The sequence below is a fragment of the Acidovorax sp. KNOB132 genome (genome assembly GCF_057541515.1).
On record NZ_BAAJYT010000080.1, the window covers coordinates 1 to 15,958 of the forward strand.

Genomic DNA, 15,958 nt, shown 5'->3' on the forward strand with positions numbered 1-15,958 from the left:
CGGCCGACCCAACCCCCACAGGAGCCCCTTCATGCACCGTCGTCAACTCTTGCAACTCTCCGCACTGGGCGCGCTGCCCGCATCGCTGGGCCTGGCACGCAGCGCCTGGGCGCAGTCCGCCGGCGCCATTCAGTTCGGCTGCCCGGTGCCCATGTCGGGCGCCTTCGCCGCCAACGGAAAGTTCGCCGACCTGGGCATGAAGCTGGCCATCGAGCAGTACGGCTCGGCCCTCAAGCGCCCCCTGGCCTACACGGTGCTGGACACCGAGGGCAAGCCCGCCACGGCCGTGCGCAAGGTGCAGGAGTCGTCGCAGCAGCAGGGCACGCGCTTTTTCGCGGGCGGCATCCTGTCGTCCGAATCGCTGGCCATGGGCAAGGAGGCCGAGAAGGCGGGCGGCATCTTCATCACCACGGCCGGGGCCGACGAGATCACCGGCAAGGACTGCAACAGCGCCACGTTCCGCTGGTCGGTGCCGACCTTCGGGGCCATCGAGCAGACGGTGCGCCCGCTGGCCGACGCTCTGCCCAAGGCCAAGCGCTGGTACACCATCACGCCGCAGTACGTGTTCGGCGACGGCCTGCTGTCGGCCGCCAAGAACGTCTTCAAGGAAAAGGGCCTGGAGCACGTGGGCAACAGCTACCACTCGCTGGCCGAGAAGGAGTTCAGCGGCTACCTGACCAACGCCATGGCCGCCAAGCCCGACGTGCTGCTGCTGCTGAACTTCGGCTCGCAGTCGTCGGATGCGCTGCGCCAGGCGGTGAGCTTCGGCATGCACAAGAACATGACCATCCTGATCGCCTGGGCCTCGGGGCTGGAGCAGTTCGAGTCGCTGGGCGCGGACCTGTGCGACGGCGTGTATTTCGGCGCGCAGTACTGGCACACCGCCGATGCCCCGCTGAACCTGGAGCTGGTCAAGCGCAGCAACGACAAGTTCAAGTCCAACCCCAACTACAGCCTGGCGGGCTCGTACATCTGCACCAAGCTGCTGATCGACGGCATCCTCAAGGCCGGCACGGTGGACCAGAAGGCGGTGATCGCCGCGCTGGAGGGCATGAAGTACGCGGGCCTCACGGGCGAGGAAGAGATCCGCAAGGGCGACCACCAGGTGCTCAAGAACTACTACCTGCTCAAGGGCAAGCCCAAGGCCAGGATGGCCAACAAGGACGACTACGTGGACGTGGTGAGTTCGGGCAAGTCGTTCCTGCCGCTGGACCAGACCGGCTGCAAGCTGGGCTGACCGCTCGCTCCCGCCTTCCTGCGCCCCGCGCCTTGGCCCTTCACTGTCCGCCCCGCAGCCGCGGGGCCAAAGCCTTGACTGCCCCACTTCCATGAGCATCTACCTGCTACAGGTCATCAACGGGATCGGCATCGGCATGCTGTATTTCCTGCTGGCCGTCGGCCTGTCCATCGTGTTCGGCCTGCTGCGCTTCGTGAACTTCGCGCACGGCGCGTTCTACCTGCTGGGCGCGTATTTCTGCTACCAGATGACGCGCTGGGGGCTGAGCTTCTGGCTCGCGCTGGCCGTGGTGCCGCTGGTGGTGGGCGCGCTCGGCTGGCTGACCGAAAAGCTCGTGCTGCGCCACGTCTACGCCAAGCCGCACGAGTTCCACATCCTGGTCACCGTGGGCCTGGCGCTGGCGATCCAGGAGCTGGTCATCCTGCAGTGGGGGCCGCTGGGCGACAGCGTGGCGGTGCCCGACCTGCTGCAGGGCGTGGTGATGTGGGGCAGCTTCGTGTATCCCAAGTACCGCCTGTTCGTGATCGGCTTCACCGCCGTGCTGGCCGTGGGCCTGTGGTGGGTGCTCGAAGGCACGCGCCTGGGCAGCGCGGTGCGCGCGGGCAGCGAATCGACCGAGATGGTGTCGCTGCTGGGCATCAACGTGTTCCGCATCTTCAGCCTGGTGTTCGCGCTGGGTGCGGCCACCGCCGCCATCGCGGGCGTGCTGGCCGCGCCGATCCGCGGCGCCGAGCCCTTCATGGGCATCGAGGCGCTGGGCGTGGCCTTCGTGGTCGTGGTGGTGGGCGGCATGGGCAGCTTCGGCGGCGCGCTGGTCGGCGGCCTGCTGATCGGCATCGTGCAGAGCGTGATGAGCACGGTGTGGCCCGAGGGCGCGCGCCTGATGATCTACATCGCCATGGCCGCCGTGCTGCTGCTGCGCCCGCATGGCCTGCTGGGCCGCAAAGGATGAACACCGCCATGACGATCTTGCGCAAACACTTCCACCTGCTGCTGGCCCTGGCCTTCGTGCTGGCGATGCCGCTCACCATGCAGTCGGGCTCGCTCGCCAGCGAGGTGCTGATCTACGGCCTGGCGGCCATGGGCTGCAACCTGCTGCTGGGCCACACGGGGCTGCTGTCCTTCGGGCAGGGCATCTTCTTCGGGCTGGGCAGCTACACCATCGCCCTCACGCTCACGCGGTGGCCGCTGCCCATGCCGCTCGCGCTGGCGCTCGCCGTGGCGGCGGGCGCGCTGGGCGCGGCGCTGGTGGGCTGGGTGGCCATCCGCCAGCGCGGCACCTACTTCGTGATGCTGACGCTCGCGTTCGCGCAGATGTTCTATTTCCTGGCCTATTCCCTGCCCAGCCTCACGGGCGGGGACAACGGCCTGATGGACATTCCGCGCCCCTCGCTGGCCGTGGGCGGGTTCACGCTGTGGCCACTGCAGTCGCCCTGGCAGTACTACGGCTTCGTGGCGGTGGTGTTCCTGCTGGCCTTCTGGCTGCTGCAGAAGGTGTCGGCGTCGATCTTCGGGCGCACGCTGCTGGCCGTGCGCGACAACGAGGAGCGCGCGGGCGCCATCGGCTACAACCTGCGGCTGCTCAAGCTGCAGGCGTTCGTGATCTCGGGCGCGGTGACGGGCCTGGCCGGCGCGCTGCACGCCATGATGACCGGCATCGCCCCGCTGGCGAGCGCCGAGTACCACACGAGCGAGATGATCCTGGTGATGACGGTGATCGGCGGCACCGGCAACCTGCTGGCCTCGCTGCTGGGATCGGCCTTCTACCTCATCGTGGGCGACTGGCTCTCCACCTTGTGGCCGCGCTGGCTGCTGCTGCTGGGCGTGGTGCTGATGGCGGTGAGCCTGGGCATGCAGCGCGGCCTTTGGGGCCTGCTGGAATCCGCATGGGGGCGCCTGCACGGCCTTCGGGGCGGCGCGAACGCCACCACCGCCGGCACGGGAGACAAAGCATGACCGCCGCACCCATCCTGCTGGAAGCCATCGGCGTGGAAAAGCGCTACGACAAGTTCGCCGCGCTCTCGGGCGTGGACTTGAAGGTGCGCGCGAACACCGTGCATTCGGTGATCGGCCCCAACGGCGCGGGCAAGACCACGCTGTTTCACATGCTCACCGGCACCAAGGGCGTGAGCGGCGGACGCATCGTGTTCGACGGGCACGACGTGACGCGCGAGCCCGACCACCGGCGCGTGCAGCGCGGCATGGCCCGCTCGTTCCAGGTCACCAGCCTGTTCCTCACCCTGCCCGTGCGCGAGAACCTGCGCCTGGCCGCGCAGGGCACCGCGCCCGCGCAGGCCCTGAACTGCTGGAGCGCGCCCGTGGGCCCTCGCTCCCGCGCCGACGTGGTGGCCAGCGTGCTGGCGCGCCTGGGCCTGGAGCGCCATGCGGACACGCCGGTCGGCAACCTCTCGCACGGGCAGCAGCGGCGGCTGGAGGTGGGCATGGCACTGGCGGCGGGGCCGAAAGCCATCTTCCTGGACGAGCCCACCTCGGGCATGGGCATCGACGACCTGGACGAGATGAAGCGCCTGATCCAGGGCCTCAAGGACGAGCACACCGTGGTGCTCATCGAGCACAACATGAACATCGTCATGGACATCTCCGACACCGTCACCGTGATGCAGCAGGGCCGCGTGCTGGCCGAGGGGCACCCGCACGCCATCCGCAGCGACGAGCGGGTGCGCAGCGCCTATCTGGGCAACATGATCACCGGAGGCAAGGCATGACGATCCTGCAGATCGAAGGGCTGCACGCCCACTACGGCAAGAGCCATGTGCTGCAGGGCGTGGACCTGCACGTGAACGATGGCGAACTGGTCACGCTGCTCGGGCGCAACGGCGCGGGCAAGACCACCACGCTCAAGGCCATCTGCGGCGTGGTGCCACCCAGCCAGGGGCGCGTGCGCTGCATGGGCGACGATGTGCAGGGCCTGCCCGCGCACCGCATCGCCCAGCGCGGCGTGTGCCTGGTGCCGGAGCACCGGGGCATCTTCCGGCTGCTCACGGTGGAAGAGAACCTGCTGCTGGGCCTGCGCAAGCAGTCGCCCTGGCAACTGGCCGACATCTACCGCATCTTTCCGCGCCTCAAGGAGCGGCGCCGCAACGGCGGCGGGCAGCTGTCGGGCGGCGAGCAGCAGATGCTGGCCATCGGCCGCGCGCTGATGAACGCGCCGCGCCTGCTCATGCTCGACGAGCCCGTGGAGGGCCTGGCCCCCGTGATCGTCGAGGAGATCGTGGCCCAGCTCCAAGCCATCAAGGCCGCCGGCGTGGCCATCCTGCTGGTGGAGCAGAACCTGGAGGTCTGCACCCAGCTGGCCGACCGCCACTACATCATCGAGCAGGGCGCCATCGTGCACGAGGCCGGCAACGCCGCGTTCCTGGCCGACGAGGCCACCAAGGACCGCTACCTGGGCGTGGGCCTGGCCTGAGCCCCCTTGTTCGAAACCGGCTTTCTGCTTTCTCTTTCAGGATCACCACCGTGGACATGAAGACCCTCTCCCCTGCCCTGCAACCCCGCGTGAACGGCGCGCGCCTGTGGCAATCGCTGATGGACCTGGCCCGCATCGGCGCCACGCCCAAGGGCGGCGTGTGCCGGCTGGCGCTCACCGCGCTGGACGGCGAAGGCCGCGACCTCTTCGTTCGCTGGGCGCGCGAGGCCGGCTGCAGCGTGCGCATCGACGCCATCGGCAATCTGTTCGCGCGCCGCGCGGGCCGCAACGATGCCCTGCCCCCGGTGATGACCGGCAGCCACATCGACACCCAGCCCACGGGGGGCAAGTTCGATGGCAACTACGGCGTGCTGGCCGGCCTGGAGGTGGTGCGCAGCCTGAACGATGCTGGCATCGCCACCGAGGCGCCGATCGAGGTGGCGGTGTGGACCAATGAGGAAGGCTCGCGCTTCGTGCCCGTGATGATGGGCTCCGGCGTGTTCGCCGGGGCCTTCACGCTCGAGCATGCGCTGGCCCAGCGCGATGCGCAGGGCACCAGCGTGGCCGAGGCGCTGGCCGCCATCGGGTATGCCGGCACATCGGCTCCCACGCCCGCGGTGGGTGCGTATTTCGAGGCGCACATCGAGCAGGGGCCGGTGCTGGAGGCCAACGACTGCGTGATCGGCGTGGTGCAGGGCGCGCTGGGCCAGCGCTGGTACGACGTGACCGTGCAGGGCATGGAGGCCCACGCCGGCCCCACGCCGATGGAGCTGCGCCGCGACGCGCTGCTGGCAGCGAGCCGCCTGGTGGCCGAGGTCAATCGCATCGCCCTCGACCACGCCCCGCATGCGCGCGGCACGGTGGGCGTGCTGGACGTCTTCCCCAGCTCGCGCAACGTCATCCCCGGCAGCGTGCGCATGACCGTGGACCTGCGTGCCGCCGACGACGCGGTGCTGCTGCAGATGGACGCGGCCCTGCGCGCCGCCTGCGAGCGCATCGGCGCGGCCCACCGCACGCCGGTGGCCGTGGAGCAGGTCGTGTACTTTCCGCCGCAGCCCTTCGCCCCGGCACTGGTCGAAGGCGTGCGCGCCGATGCCCAGGCCCTGGGCTACACCGCCATGGACGTGGTGAGCGGCGCCGGGCACGACGCCGTGTACCTGGCGCGCCTGGCGCCCACCGCCATGGTCTTCGTGCCTTGCGCGGACGGCATCAGCCACAACGAGATCGAAGACGCCCGGCCCGAGCATCTGGAGGCCGGCTGCAACGTGCTGCTGCAGGCCATGCTGCGCAGCGCGGGGGTGGCGGCATGAAGATCCTGATCGCGCGGCTCAACCACGAGACCAACACCTTCTCGCCCGTTCCCACGCCGCTGGAGGCCTTTTCGCCCGCCTATGGCGCGCAGGCGCTGCAGGAGAACGAGGGCATGCGCACGGCCATGGCGGCGTTCATCGACCTGGCCAAGGGGCTGGGCGCCACACTGGTGACGCCCGTGTCGGCCATGGCCAACCCCAGCGGGCCGGTGCATGCCGCGGCCTACGATGAACTGACCCGCCGCATCGTGGACGCCGCCCCGGGCTGCGATGCCATCCTGCTGGACCTGCACGGCGCCATGGTGGCCGAGAACAGCCCCGACGGCGAAGGCGACCTGCTGGAGCGCGTGCGGGCCGCCGCACCCGGCGTGCCCGTCGGCGTGGCGCTGGACCTGCACGGCAACATCACCCCCAAGATGGTCGCCAATGCCGACGTGATGGTGGGCTTCAAGACCTACCCGCACATCGACATGTACGAAACCGGCGAACACGCCGGGCGCCTGCTGCTGGCCATGCTGCACGGCCAGGCGCGCTACACCGTGCGCTGGCACCCGCTGCCCATGATGGGCCACACGCTGCGCAGCACCACGCTGCAGGGTGCCATGCTGCGCGCGGTGGACGCGGCCCGCGCGGCCGAGGCCGGCGGCATTCCGGCGGTGACGGTGTTCGCCGGCTTTTCGCTTGCCGACATCGAGGCACCGTGCATGAGCGTGGTGGTCACGGCCCCGGCCGACGATCCCGAACCGGCCCAGGCGGCCGCCGACCGCATCGCTGCCGCCATGTGGAGCGAGCGCGCCGAGTTCGTCTACGACAGCGAGCCGCTAGATCAGTCCCTGCAGCGCGCGCAGGCCCTGGCTGTGGGCGCGGACCGCCCCGTGCTGCTGCTGGACCACAGCGACAACTGCATGTCCGGCGGCACCTGCGATGCCATGGACGTGCTGCAGGCGGCGCTCGCCAACGGCATGCAAGACATCGCTGTGGGCCCGCTGTGCGACCCCGGGGCGGTCGCCGAACTGGTGGCGGCCGGGGTCGGCGCGCGCGTCGCGGTGCGGCTGGGCAACAAGGTGCCGCTCACGCAACTCGGCGTGGCCAAGGCGCCCGTGGCGGTCGAGGGCATGGTGGTGGCCATCAGCGATGGCGAATACACCGTGACCGGCCCCATCTACACCGGCCAGCGCTGCGCCATGGGGCGCACGGTGCTGTTCGATACCGGCGCGGCGCGCATCGTGGTGACCGAGCGCACGCACGAGCCGTGGGACCTGGGCGTGTTCTCCTGCGTGGGCCTGGACCCCACGGCCCACCGTTTCGTGCTGCTCAAATCGCGCATGTACTGCCGCCCGGTGTTCGTGCCGCTGTCGCACGCGCTGGTCGAGTGCGACAGTCCCACAGGGGTGACGAGTTCCAACTACGCGCTGTTCCCGTTCAGGAACGTGCGCCGGCCGGTGTTCCCGCTCGATCCTTCCTGAGCGGCGGAGTGGCGCTGGGGGTTTCCAGGTCATGGGTGCTTTGCCCCGGTTAAGCGGAATTGCTTACCAGGGTTTCTACGGCGGGCTGACTACAATCTCACACCCTTGAAGACGTGACCTCGCCCTGGAACCCTCCGTGGCGCGGGGTTCGGCAGAATTTCATAGAGCTGGAGACGCTTGATGTCCGAGACCCCCCCGGTGAATGCCACGCCCGACAAACGCGCCCTGCTGCGCCAGGCTGCCCTTGAGTACCACGAGTTTCCGAAGCCGGGGAAGATCGCGATCGCCGCGACGAAGCAGATGGTCAACCAGCACGATCTGGCGCTGGCCTACTCCCCGGGCGTGGCCGCTCCCTGCGAAGAGATCGTCAAGGACCCTGCCGCCGCCTTCCGCTACACCTCGCGCGGAAACCTCGTTGGCGTGATCTCCAACGGTACCGCGGTTCTCGGACTGGGCGACATCGGCGCGCTGGCTTCCAAGCCCGTCATGGAAGGCAAGGGCGTCCTTTTCAAGAAGTTCGCCGGCGTGGACGTGTTCGACATCGAGATCAACGAGAAGGACCCGGTCAAGCTCGTCGAGGTCATCGCCGCGCTGGAGCCGACCTTCGGCGCCATCAACCTGGAGGACATCAAGGCGCCCGAGTGCTTCTACGTGGAGCGCGAGTTGCGCAAGCGCCTGAACATCCCCGTCTTCCACGACGACCAGCACGGCACCGCCATCACGGTGGCCGCCGCCATGCTCAACGCCCTGAAGGTGGTGAACAAGGACATCGGTTCCGTGCGCCTCGTCACCTCGGGCGCGGGTGCCGCAGCACTCGCCTGCCTGAACCTGCTGCTGAAGGTGGGCCTGAAGCGCGAGAACGTGTTCGTCACCGACCTGGCCGGCGTGGTCTACGAGGGCCGCACCGAGCTGATGGACGAGGACAAGATCCTGTTCGCCCAGAAGACCGAAGCCCGCAGCCTGTCCGAAGTCATTGAGGGCGCCGACGTGTTCCTGGGCCTCTCCGCTGGCGGCGTGCTCAAGCCCGCCATGGTGGCCAAGATGGCCGCGCGCCCGGTCATCTTCGCGCTGGCCAATCCCAATCCCGAGATCACGCCCGAAGACGCCCACGCCGTGCGCGGCGACGTCGTGATGGCGACCGGCCGCACGGACTACCCGAACCAGGTCAATAACGTCCTGTGCTTTCCGTACATCTTCCGCGGCGCGCTGGACTGCGGCGCGACGACGATCACGCTGGAGATGGAAATCGCCGCCGTGCACGCCATCGCCGAACTGGCCCAGGCCGAGCAGAGCGAGGTGGTGGCTGCCGCATACGTGGGCGAGCCGCTGGCTTTCGGCCCCGAATACCTGATCCCCAAACCGTTCGACCCGCGGCTGATGATGAAGATCGCCCCGGCCGTGGCCCAGGCCGCCGCCGACAGCGGCGTGGCCCAGCGCCCGATCATCGACATGGACGCGTACCGCGACCATCTGCAGACCTTCGTGTATGCCTCCGGCACCACGATGAAGCCCATCTTCACCGCCGCCAAGACGGCCGCCAAGAAGCGCGTGGCCTATGCCGAGGGCGAGGAAGAACGCGTGCTGCGCGCCGCGCAGATCGTGGTGGACGAAAAAAGTCGCACGGCCCACGCTCATCGGGCGCCCGTCCATCATCGCGCAGCGCATCGAGAAGTTCGGCCTGCGCCTGAAGGAAGGCGTGGACTACGACGTGGTCAACGTCGAGAACGACCACCGCTACCGCGACTTCTGGCAGACCTACCACCGCATGACCGAGCGCAAGGGCATCACCGTGCCCATCGCCAAGATCGAAATGCGCCGCCGCCTGGCGCTGATCGGCTCCATGCTGCTGCACAAGGGCGAGGTCGATGGCCTCATCGTCGGTACCTGGGGCCACACGGCGCTGCACCTGAACTACATCGACCAGGTGATCGGCAAGCGTGCCGGCGTGAACACCTACGCCTGCATGAACGGCCTGCTGCTGCCCGACCGCCAGGTGTTCCTGGTGGACACGCACGTCAACTACGACCCGACGGCCGAACAGCTGGCCGAGATCACCGTCATGGCGGCCGAGGAAATGATGCGATTCGGCATCAAGCCCAAGGCCGCACTGCTGTCGCACTCCAACTTCGGCAGCAGCAACCAGCCGAGCGCCGTCAAGATGCGCCAGACCCTCGACCTGCTGCGCATCCAGGCGCCGTGGCTCGAAGTGGATGGCGAGATGCACGGCGATGTCGCCCTGGATGCGGCCCAGCGCGCCGTGGTCATGCCCCACAGCACGCTCGCCGGCAGCGCCAACCTGCTGGTCCTGCCCAACATCGACGCGGCCAACATTTCCTACAACCTGCTCAAGACGGCGGCCGGCGGTGGCATCGCCATCGGCCCCGTGCTGCTGGGCGCGGCGGAACCGGTGCACATCCTGACAGCCAGCGCCACCGTGCGCCGCATCGTCAACATGACGGCACTCACGGTGGCCGATGCAAATGCCTCCCGGTAGAGCGGTGATGACGTAGCAAGCGCTAACTTTTAGACGCGTTTGGCCTTGAAAGCGCCTGCCCAATTATTGGGCAGGCGCTTGCTTTTTGGGGGCGATTAAGTCAAACTAACGGCTCGAAATTTCGGGTAAACCCGTAGTTTCTGAAAGGTGTAGTTGATGCTGAAGGCTATCGCCATCCAGGCGTACAAGACAGGTCTTGCGTGCGTACTGGGTGCCGCGTTCGTTCTGGTCCCGACCACGGGACAGGCCCGAAAACCCCCGTCTTCCGACGGAGTGACCACCATCGCACTGGCCGAGTTGCCCCCGCAAGGGCGGGCGACCTACGGGCTCATCCGCGAAGGTGGACCATTTCCTTACGACAAGGATGGTTCGGTGTTCGGCAATCGCGAACGGTTGCTGCCCCTGGAAAAACGGGGCTATTACCGCGAATACACCGTCAGAACGCCGGGTGCGAAGAACCGTGGTGCCCGGCGCATCGTGTGCGGAGGAGCGCCCCGCGTCCCCGATGCCTGCTACTACACCGGCGACCACTACGCGAGCTTTCGAAAAATTGTTGAATGACGCTGGACGCCAAAAGCGCTCGCCGGCATTGCCGCGATCGGTTGCCCGCCTGTCGGCCCCCCGCCTTGGTGGCGCCGCTGGACCGAACTTCCGGATATTCCTCATTGGTGACTACATAAAGAAAGAGCAGCGGAGATGGAAATGCCACTTCGTAACGATCAGGAAAACCCATTGCGTGGCGTGCGCCCCAACATCGTGCAGTCTATTCGCGCTTTTCGCGTGCAAGACCTGCAAGAGTCGGCCAAGGCGCTCGGCCAACACTTCCTGTACGCCAACCTTGCACACGCACAAACCAAACAGGACGTGCTGGACCTGATCGCAGGCCAGTTCATGTTCCCGGCGCACTTCGGAAAGAATTTCGACGCGCTGTACGACTGCATGACGGACCCATTGCATAAATCGGGCCCGCAACCGGGCTTCATCGTGGTGCTGGAGCAGATTCCGACCACGGTGAAGTTCGACAAGGAAGCACGCGAGCAGTTGCTCGACATCTTCCGGGAAGCGGCGGACTACTGGAGCGATCGAAAGATACCGTTCCGGTGTTTCTATTCTTTTCTGTAGCCCGTTCTGCATCCACCAGCCAGGCAGAACGGGCGAACGAGGCTAACGAGACCGCCGCAGCGCAGCCCATTGAAATCGCAGTCGATCCTTCCGCGGAAAAAATGCCGACCGACAAGCTCGTTGACGTATCGCCCCTGGCGCTGCGCATGAGCAGCCCGTTCAACGCGGGTTACTGGCTCGCCGCCGCCTGACCTCAGGCGGTCATGCGCGACAGGCAGGGCCCTCAGGCCACTGCTTGCCGCGCTTGACTCTTTTCGGTGCACGGGGCCGGGTGGCCCGGTCCCCGCATTGCACCGCCTGCGCTCAGGCAGGGTGCAGTGACTGAGCCAGGGCCACGTACTCGTGCACTGGCACTTCCTCGGCCCGGCGTTGGGTATCGAAGGTGCCCGGGAAGGCGCGCTCCTGCAGCCAGCGGCCCAGCGTGTGCCGCAGCAGCTTGCGGCGTTGGCTGAAGGCCACCTGCACCAGTTCGGACAGCAGGGCGGGTGATACGGGGGCCGGCGAGGCATGGGGCACCATGCGCACGACGGCGCTGTCCACGCGCGGCGGCGGATCGAAGCTCTCCGGCGGCACGAACAGCACATCCTCCATCGCATAGCGCCACTGCAGCATGACCGACAGCCGCCCGTAGTCGCCCGTGGAGGGGCTCGCCACCATGCGGTCGATCACTTCCTTTTGCAGCATGAAATGCTGGTCTTCGATGACATGCACCTGCTCCAGCAAATGGAACAGGATGGGCGTGGAGATGTTGTACGGCAGGTTGCCGACCACGCGCACCTTGGGCGCGTTCAGCGATTGGGCGACCTGGGCGAAGTCCACCTTCAGCACGTCGGATTCGATCACGTCCAGCTGGCCGTGCAGGCGCAGCCGCGCTGCCAGGTCGCGGTCCAGCTCGATCACGGTGAGGCGCCCCAGGCGCTCGACCAGCGGCTGCGTGAGTGCGGCCAGGCCGGGACCGATCTCCACCATGGGCTGGCCCGGCTCGGGGCCGATGGCGCGCACGATGGCATCGATGATGCCGTGGTCCGACAGGAAATGCTGGCCGAAGCGCTTGCGCGGGATGTGCTTCATGGCGCTGCGCGGCGAAGGCGCGTGGGCAGGCGGCGCGTCATTGCGGCGGATCGCGGTATTCCACATACGCGCGGGCCCGGGCTTCCTGCGCCCAGGTGGCGTAGGCCTCGTCCAGCTTCTTTTCGCGCACCACGTCGCGCACCATGTCGCGCTGTTCGCGCTGGGTGAGCTTGGCCTCGCGGCGCTCCAGCAGCTGAATCAGGTGCACGCCGAACCGCGTGACGATGGGCTCGCTGATCTCGCCGGGCTTGAGCGCATTGAGCGCTTCCTCGAACTCGGGCACGTAGCGGCCCGGGCTGGCCCATCCGAGGTCGCCGCCCTGCTTGGAGCTGCCGTCCTGCGAGTTCTCGCGCGCGAGCGTGGCGAAGTCCGCCTGGCCCGCCAGGATGCGCCGGCGGTAGTCGGCCAGCCGTGCGGCCGCCGCGGTCTCGGTCAGCTGCGGATTGGCACGCAGCAAGATGTGCCGCGCATGGCTTTGCACCGCCACGGTGGGGGCTGCGGCATTGGTCTTTTCCACCACTTTCAGCACGTGGAACCCGGCCGGCGACCGCACGGGGCCGACGATGCCGCCCACGGGCGTCTGCTGGGTCGAGCGCACGAAGAGCTCGGGGTAGCGATCGGCGGGGCGCAGGCCCAGCAGGCCGCCGGAGGCGCCTTCGGCCGCATCGGAGAACTCGCGCGCCACCTGGCCGAAATCGTCGCCGGCGCGCACCTTGTCGGCCGCCTGCTGCGCGCGCAGCCGGCGCTGCTCCACGACCTCGGGGCTGGCGTTCTCGGGCACGAGCACCAGGATGTGGCCCAGGTTGAGTTCGACCTTGGCCGGATCGGACGCGGACTGCTGCTCGCGCAGGTACTGGTCGACGTCCAGGTCGCTCACGCGCACCCGGGCTTCGACGTCGCGCTCGCGCAGGCGCTGCACCAGCAGCTGGTTGCGCAGTTCTTCGCGGAAGCGGTCCTTGCTGATGCCGTCGATCGCGAGGCGGCGGTGCATTTCCTCCAGGCTCACGTTGTTCTGGCGCGCCACCGACTGCTCGGCCTGGGAGACGGCGATGTCGTCCACCTTGATACCGCTCTCGTTGGCCATCTGCACCTGGATCTTTTCATTGATCACGCGCTCGAGCACTTCGCGCGCCACCACGTCCCGGGGCGGGCGCTCGCCGCCCTGGGCGGCCAGCTGCTGCTCGACGCGCGCCACGCGGGTCTGCACCTCGTTGTTGGTGATGGGGGCGGTGTTGACCACGGCCACGATGTAGTCCGCCTGGCGGATGCCGCTGCGGTCTGCGCCGGTGCGGGCGTCGGGCACGGTGACGGGCGGCAGGGCGCGCGAGGACAGCCCGGTACCGCCGGTGCCGCTGGCAGCGCCCGAGGCGCGCAGTCCTTGCGCGGAGGCGCCCGCGGGTGCGAGGGAGGCCAGGGTGGCCAGGCACACCAGGCCCAGGGTGAAAGCGCGATGGTTCATGTGGTTGGCAGGTGTCGGGTTAGTCGTAATTGGTGAAGCGGCTGGGCGTGCTGGTCTGCTCGCGCAGGTACTGGTAGCGCGGAATGTTCTGCTTCAGGCTGGTGAGGGGGTTGGAGCCGAGCGAGAGGCGGGAAAAGCCCACGAACTCGATCTGGAACAGCAGCCGGGTGTTGGCCGTGGTCACGCTGCTTTGCAGGCGCTCGAGCACCACGCGGCCGACCCAGCAGCAGCTGTCGTATTCGAAGCCCACCACGGTGTCCACCAGCTTGCGGTCCTGCATGCTGTAGTTCAGGCGGCCCACGGTGTACCAGCGGCCAGGGCCCTGCCCACGGCCCGGGCCGAGGTCCTGGCCCTTGTCGCCCCACAGGTCGTTGATGGGCCATTGCCAGCCCACGTCGATCTGCTCGCTGGTGCCGCGCTGCAGGCGGTAGGCGGCGCTGATGACGCGGTAGGCGCTGGGGTTGTAGCGCGCGCCCACGGTGGAGCGGATGGAGCGGCCCGTCTTGGGGTTGTATTGCACCGTGGAGTCGAAGCCCCACTGCTTCGTCCAGTTCAGGCCCGCGCCCAGCAGCACGTCCGACAGCCGTTCGCTGACGGTGGACTCGCCGGGCAGCACGACCTTCTGGTCGGAGAACCGCACCCGCTGGGCGATGCCGAAGCGGGCCGCCTCGGCGCCGTCGTCCGGGTCCAGCAGCCGCGTGGTCACGCCCAGGGTGAGCAGGTTGTTGTCGGCCAGGCGGTCGTTGCCGCCGTAGCCGTTCTCGGTGTAGATGGTGGCGAAGTTGAAGTCGTTGGCCGCCGTGTCGTACACCGGCAGCAGGCTCTGGTCGCGGTAGGGCGTGTAGGTGTAGAAGGCGCGCGGCTCCAGCGTCTGCAGGAAGTTGCGGCCGAAGTAGCGCGCATCGCGCTCGAACACCAGGCCGCTGTCCAGGCTGAACGTGGGCAGCGTGCGCTGCGCGTTGCGCTGGCCGTTGGCCAGCGGGCTGTCGAACTGGTATTGCGTGGCGTGCAGCTGCACGCGCGGTGTGATGAAGCCGGCGGGCGCGAGGAATGGCCGGCTGATCTGCGCCATGGCGTAGCTGCGCTGGGCGTTGGGCTGGCCGGTGAGGGCGCGGTCCGCATGGAAGCTGGTGTAGTCGGCCTCCACGCTGGCATCCAGGCCGTAAGGCAGCATGGTGGGGTTGTAGCCCCAGCGCAGCTGCGGCATGCGGTCGTAGGGCGGCACGATGGGCGCGCTCACGTCCTGCAGCGTCTGCCACTTGAGGGTGCGCAGGCTGAGCGACATGTCGTCCTTGCCCCAGGACAGCGTGGCGTCGCCGGGCAGCAGGCGCTGGGTGAGCTGGGTCATGCCGGTCACGTTGCGCGTGAAGTCGCGCCAGTAGTTGTCGTCGCTGACCCGGCTCACGTCCATGTTGAAGTTCAGGCCGCCCAGCGGCGTGTCGAACGTGCCGCTGTGCTTGAGGCCGTATCCCCAGCGGTCGCGGCCGCGCAGCTTGTCGTTCGGCATGTAATCGCCGCGCAGCTCGCCCCGGTAGGTGGGCTCCAGGTAGCGGAATTCGCCGCCCAGGTTCACGCCGCGCTTGGACATGACGGTGGGCGTGATGGTGGCGTCGCGGTTGGGCGCGATGTTCCAGTAGTAGGGCTGCGCGTACTCGACGCCGCTCACGTTGTCGATGGCCACGGTGGGCGGCAGCAGCCCCGACTTGCGGCGGTCGGACAGCGGGAACGTGATGTGCGGGATGGGCAGGATGGGCAGGCCCTTGAACTCCAGCACCGCGCCGTCGGCCGTGCCCACCTGCTCTTCGTTGTCGATGCGGATCGACCGCGCGCGCAGCACCCAGTCGGGCTGCCAGGTGGCTTCGTCGTTCTTCTGGCAGGTGGTGTAGGTGGCGTTGTGCACCACGGAGCGATCGCGGTCGATGAAGTCCACGCGGCTGGCCTCGCCGTGGGCGCCGTTCATCAGGAAGCGGTAGTTGGCGGCATCGAAATAGCCCGAGAAGGCGTCGACCCGCAGTTCCAGCTCCGAGCCTTCGTACACGTTGCCCGCGCGGTTGATGCGCACCTGGCCGCGCGCCTTGGCGAGGTCGTCGGGCACCGCGTATTCCAGCCGGTCGGCGTGGATGATGGTGTCGCCGCGGCGCAGTTCGGCATTGCCTTCGACGACGGCGTTGATGTCCGGCTGGCCGGTCACGCTGTCGCCTTTCACGAAGATCGGCAGCTGCGGGCGCACGGCTTCGGGGATCTTCTCCTGCAGCAGGGGGCTGGCGCGCAGGGCGGGCGCCGCTTCTGGCACGGCCGGCGCGCCGGGCTCCGCCTCCGACTGGGCGAGCGCTGCCAGGGGCGCGCCGCACAGCATCCAGGCGATCAGCGGG

13 protein-coding genes and 1 pseudogene are annotated in these 15,958 nt (G+C 68.2%); 11 read left to right on the forward strand and 3 right to left on the reverse strand.

What is annotated here, in order from left to right:
- Window positions 1-31 precede the first annotated feature (31 nt).
- The 11 genes and pseudogenes from AC27IO_RS12585 to AC27IO_RS12635 all read left to right on the forward strand — a co-directional run bounded on the left by AC27IO_RS12585 (window position 32) and on the right by AC27IO_RS12635 (window position 11,247).
- Window positions 32-1,237, forward strand: coding sequence for an ABC transporter substrate-binding protein (locus tag AC27IO_RS12585; protein ID WP_284407121.1), 1,206 nt, complete (start codon window positions 32-34; stop codon window positions 1,235-1,237).
- 91 nt (window positions 1,238-1,328) lie between these two features.
- Window positions 1,329-2,189, forward strand: coding sequence for a branched-chain amino acid ABC transporter permease (locus AC27IO_RS12590; RefSeq protein WP_284397499.1), 861 nt, complete (start codon window positions 1,329-1,331; stop codon window positions 2,187-2,189).
- A gap of 8 nt (window positions 2,190-2,197) precedes the next feature.
- Window positions 2,198-3,193, forward strand: a complete 996-nt coding sequence (locus tag AC27IO_RS12595) for a branched-chain amino acid ABC transporter permease (RefSeq protein ID WP_498739116.1) — start codon at window positions 2,198-2,200, stop codon at window positions 3,191-3,193.
- Complete coding sequence (locus AC27IO_RS12600) at window positions 3,190-3,963, forward strand: ABC transporter ATP-binding protein (RefSeq protein WP_272566356.1); 774 nt, start codon at window positions 3,190-3,192, stop codon at window positions 3,961-3,963. The genes AC27IO_RS12595 and AC27IO_RS12600 overlap by 4 nt, the downstream gene beginning before the upstream one ends.
- Window positions 3,960-4,664, forward strand: coding sequence for an ABC transporter ATP-binding protein (locus AC27IO_RS12605; protein ID WP_317359827.1), 705 nt, complete (start codon window positions 3,960-3,962; stop codon window positions 4,662-4,664). Before AC27IO_RS12600 ends, AC27IO_RS12605 begins: the two co-directional genes overlap by 4 nt.
- A gap of 56 nt (window positions 4,665-4,720) precedes the next feature.
- Window positions 4,721-5,974, forward strand: coding sequence for a Zn-dependent hydrolase (locus AC27IO_RS12610; RefSeq protein WP_317360350.1), 1,254 nt, complete (start codon window positions 4,721-4,723; stop codon window positions 5,972-5,974).
- Window positions 5,971-7,440 carry a M81 family metallopeptidase gene (locus AC27IO_RS12615; RefSeq protein WP_498739117.1) on the forward strand — a complete coding sequence of 490 codons (1,470 nt, stop codon included), beginning with the start codon at window positions 5,971-5,973 and terminating at the stop codon, window positions 7,438-7,440. Before AC27IO_RS12610 ends, AC27IO_RS12615 begins: the two co-directional genes overlap by 4 nt.
- Window positions 7,441-7,620: 180 nt before the next feature.
- Window positions 7,621-9,934 (forward strand): annotated as a pseudogene (locus AC27IO_RS12620) (NADP-dependent malic enzyme).
- A gap of 156 nt (window positions 9,935-10,090) precedes the next feature.
- Entirely contained in the window at window positions 10,091-10,495 is a 405-nt protein-coding gene (locus tag AC27IO_RS12625; RefSeq protein WP_284409931.1) for a guanyl-specific ribonuclease, read from the forward strand.
- 135 nt (window positions 10,496-10,630) lie between these two features.
- Window positions 10,631-11,056 (forward strand): barstar family protein, encoded by a 426-nt coding sequence (locus tag AC27IO_RS12630; protein ID WP_092742419.1) that lies wholly within the window; start codon window positions 10,631-10,633, stop codon window positions 11,054-11,056.
- A complete protein-coding gene (locus AC27IO_RS12635; protein WP_217640151.1) occupies window positions 11,035-11,247 on the forward strand; it encodes a hypothetical protein in 213 nt (70 codons plus the stop codon). The genes AC27IO_RS12630 and AC27IO_RS12635 overlap by 22 nt, the downstream gene beginning before the upstream one ends.
- Window positions 11,248-11,359: 112 nt before the next feature.
- Here the strand turns inward: AC27IO_RS12635 and rsmA are convergent, their stop codons facing one another.
- The 3 genes from rsmA to AC27IO_RS12650 are packed head-to-tail and all read right to left on the reverse strand — an operon-like array spanning window position 11,360 to window position 15,954.
- A complete protein-coding gene (rsmA, locus tag AC27IO_RS12640) occupies window positions 11,360-12,127 on the reverse strand; it encodes a 16S rRNA (adenine(1518)-N(6)/adenine(1519)-N(6))-dimethyltransferase RsmA (RefSeq protein ID WP_272566363.1) in 768 nt (255 codons plus the stop codon).
- Window positions 12,128-12,164: 37 nt separating this feature from the next.
- Complete coding sequence (locus tag AC27IO_RS12645) at window positions 12,165-13,586, reverse strand: peptidylprolyl isomerase (protein WP_284430552.1); 1,422 nt, start codon at window positions 13,584-13,586, stop codon at window positions 12,165-12,167.
- Window positions 13,587-13,605: 19 nt separating this feature from the next.
- Window positions 13,606-15,954 (reverse strand): LPS-assembly protein LptD, encoded by a 2,349-nt coding sequence (locus tag AC27IO_RS12650; RefSeq protein ID WP_498739118.1) that lies wholly within the window; start codon window positions 15,952-15,954, stop codon window positions 13,606-13,608.
- Window positions 15,955-15,958: the final 4 nt, after the last annotated feature.